The organism is Rhodomicrobium udaipurense JA643, from assembly GCF_000636015.1.
GTDB classification, from domain to species: Bacteria; Pseudomonadota; Alphaproteobacteria; order Rhizobiales; family Rhodomicrobiaceae; genus Rhodomicrobium; species Rhodomicrobium udaipurense.
On sequence record NZ_JFZJ01000196.1, the window covers coordinates 1 to 3,439 of the forward strand.

The window sequence follows — 3,439 nt, forward strand, 5'->3', positions numbered from 1 at the left end:
GAACGTGAAGGCAGTGGCCGAGAGCGCCATGCGCGAAGTGATCGGCCAGAACGATATTCAGCCGATCCTCACGAAGAGCAGGCAGAACATCGAGGAGTCGGTGAAGACGCTCATCCAGCGCACGCTCGACAGCTACAAGTCCGGCATCAACATCAATCAGGTGAACCTGCAAAAGGTCGATCCGCCGACCGAGGTCATCGCGGCCTTCCGCGACGTCCAGGCCGCGCGCGCCGATCAGGAGCGCTTGCGAAACGAGGCGGAGGCTTACGCGAACCGCGTCGTACCGGAAGCACGAGGCGAAGCGCAGCGCATCCTTCAGGGCGCGCAGGGCTACCGCGAGCAGGCCGTTGCCGAAGCCACGGGCCGAACCGAGCGCTTCCTCAAGGTATTCGATGAATATCAGAAGGCACCGGATGTGACGCGCAAGCGCATGTATCTCGAAACGCTTGAACGCGTGCTGGGTGGAATGGACAAGATCATCATTGACGAAAAGTCCGGCTCCAACGGCGTCGTGCCCTATCTTCCCTTGAACGAACTTCAGCGCACCCAGAGCGGAGGCCAGCGATGAGAACCGCAGCTGTCGGATTCCTCATTCTCCTTGTCACCGGCGTGGTGATCGCGGTGGGCTTCTCCGCCTTCATCGTGCCGCAGACGCATCGCGCTCTCGTGCTGCAATTCGGCGAGCCAGTCCGCGCGATCGACAAACCGGGCCTCTACTGGCGGATGCCGTTCGTGCAGACGGTCGTGCAGTTCGACCGCCGTATCCTCGATCTACAGACCGAGGAGCAGGAGGTCATTGCTTCCGACCAGAAGCGTCTCATCGTCGATGCCTTCGCACGCTACAGGATCAGCGATCCGCTCGCGTTCTACCGCGCGTTCCGCAACGAAATCGCCGCGCGGCAGCGCCTCACCGCTATCGTGGATTCGACAATCCGCAGCGTGCTTGGCCGATCCACCTTCATCGACCTTGTGCGTAACCAGCGCGAGGCGCTCATGAAGCAGACCATCGCTTTCGTGAACAATGACGTTCGCGGTTTCGGCGTGGAAGTCGTCGACGTCCGCATCCGCCGCGCCGACCTGCCCGAGGCGAACAGCCAGGCCATCTTCCGCCGCATGCAGACCGAGCGTCAGCGTGAAGCCGCCGAACTGCGCGCCCAAGGCGCGGAGCAGGCCCAGCGCATCCGTTCGACCGCCGACAAGGAAGTGACCGTGGTCACCGCGAACGCGAATCGCGACGGCGAACGGACACGAGGCGAAGGCGACGCGGAGAGGAACCGCATCTACGCCGACGCGTTCGGCCGCGACCGCGACTTCTTCGCCTTCTACCGCTCCATGCAGGCTTACGAAGAGTCGCTCAAGGGTAGCCACACCCGCATCGTGGTCTCGCCCTCGTCGGAGTTCTTCCGTTATTTCAACGAGCCGATGAGCGCGGCCCCTGACGCCATCAAGAGGCCGGCGCCCGCCGGTCAGACGGGATCCAGCGCCGCTGCGGCCACGCCTGCGGTGCGCTGAATCAATCGTTGAGAACGGAATATTACCTTTCACTACCTATCGTCGAGTGCATGAACATTGCACTCGACGCCTTTATGTCTCACTTTATAGGCAGGCATGGATTCCCCGCCCCTGCGGCGGACCATTTAACCCGATGGTCGAGAACCCCGGGAACAATGGAACCCGAGGGGCATGGCGCGGTTTGCAGCATTGTCTCGTGTGTTTTAAGGTGAGGCTCATGGCGATCCACCATCATCTGCGGCTGCTTCTCGGGGCAAGCCTTCTGGCGTTCGGTGGCGTGACTGCCGCTGCCCCCGCCTTCGCGGTCGAGATGAAATCCGGCGAATCCTTCTCCGACGTCGCCGCGCGCGTCCGCAATTCGGTCGTCAGCGTATCGGCGCAGGTCACGGAGAAACTCGGCGGTTCGAGCGCCCGGCGCAGCCGTGGCGAGGGTTCGCGCGGCCCGAAGCAGGGTCAGAGCGTCCTGCAAAAAACTTCCGTGGGCTCGGGCTTCATCATCGATGCAAGCGGCATCATCGTCACCAATAACCACGTGATCGAGGACGGCAACACCGTGTTCGTGGTGTTGCCCGATGGATCCGAGGTGAAGGTCGACAGGGTTATCGGTCGCGACACCAAGACGGATATCGCCGTACTCAAGATCGCGCCCAGGGCCAGCAAGCCGCTAACGCCCGTTTCCTTCGGCGACTCATCTCACATGCGCATCGGCGATTGGGTGATCGCGGTCGGCAATCCGTTCGGCTTCAAGGGCTCCGTGACGGCGGGCATTCTCTCCGGCCGCGGTCGAGACATCAGCGCCGGCCCCTATGACGATTTCCTTCAAACCGATGCCTCGATCAACAGCGGCAATTCCGGCGGGCCCCTCTTTAATGCGCGCGGCGAGGTTATCGGCATAAACACCGCAATTTTCTCTCCTTCGGGCGGCAGCATCGGCCTTGGCTTCGCGATCCCGTCGAACACGGCGAAACGCATCGTCGAGCAGTTGCGCAAGCACGGGGAAATTCGCTGGGGCTGGATCGGCGCGCGGCTGCAAACGCCGAGTGACGACATCGCCGAGCATCTCCATCTCGACCACGCCGAGGGCGCACTGATCGCCCGCATCGACAAGGGCAGCCCCGCCGAAGCGGCAGGCTTGCAGGAAGGCGATGTCGTGCTCGCGTTCGCCGGAACCTCGGTGAAACACGCGCGCCAACTCCCGCGCTATATCGCGCAATCCAACGTGGGCGAAGACGCCGACGTGCTGATCCTTCGCAACGGGGAGAGGAAGACGGTCAAGGTGAAGGTCGGCCGCATGATCGAGGCCGACTGGTCCGGCGCTCCCCCCCTGTCGCAGCAGAAAGCCAAGCGGCAAAAGCTCGGCAAGATCAGCTTTGCGCCATTGAGCGACGATTTGCGGTCGCGGCTCGGGCTTGCGCCAGATGCGGAAGGCGCCGTCGTATCGGCAGATGAAAGCCCGATGGTTGCGCTTGGGAACCTCAATCCGGGCGACATCGTGGTCGAGGCCGCCCACGCGCCGGTGCGCACCGCCGACGACCTCGAACAGCGCCTCACGGAGTTGCGCGCACTGCCGCGCAGCCAAGCAACGCTCACTGTGAGAGACGCGAGCGGCGCCATCCGCTTCGAAAGCGTCTCACTCGAAGACTAGGCCGTTGGAACTCCATCCTGCCAAAGCGCTCAAGGTGATCGCGAAATCGCCGATCTACGTCTATCGATACGGGATCTCGCCGATCATCGGGCCGCGTTGCCGCCATCTCCCGACCTGCTCGCAATATGCGCTCGACGCCATCGACGTGAACGGCGCGTGGCTCGGCGCGTGGCTCGGCGGCTGGCTGACGCTCGGCCGCATTCTCCGCTGCCACCCGTGGGGCAGTTCGGGTTACGATCCCGCGCCCGATCTCCGCGCTGAAAAGATCCCCTTCTGGGCGCC

Annotated in this window: 4 protein-coding genes; all 4 read left to right on the top strand. The window is 63.3% G+C overall.

Annotated features, from left to right (window positions below):
- A partial coding sequence (gene hflK, locus T281_RS16635) for an FtsH protease activity modulator HflK (RefSeq protein ID WP_037242120.1) occupies positions 1 to 568 on the top strand: 568 nt, incomplete at its 5' end.
- Positions 565 to 1,512 (top strand): protease modulator HflC, encoded by a 948-nt coding sequence (gene hflC / locus T281_RS16640; protein ID WP_013418689.1) that lies wholly within the window; start codon positions 565 to 567, stop codon positions 1,510 to 1,512. The genes hflK and hflC, both read left to right, overlap by 4 nt.
- Positions 1,513 to 1,729: 217 nt before the next feature.
- Complete coding sequence (locus tag T281_RS16645) at positions 1,730 to 3,157, top strand: trypsin-like peptidase domain-containing protein (RefSeq protein ID WP_037242121.1); 1,428 nt, start codon at positions 1,730 to 1,732, stop codon at positions 3,155 to 3,157.
- Between the two features lie 4 nt (positions 3,158 to 3,161).
- Positions 3,162 to 3,439, top strand: a 278-nt coding sequence (yidD, locus tag T281_RS16650; protein ID WP_052037612.1) for a membrane protein insertion efficiency factor YidD, incomplete at its 3' end; no start/stop codon positions are given.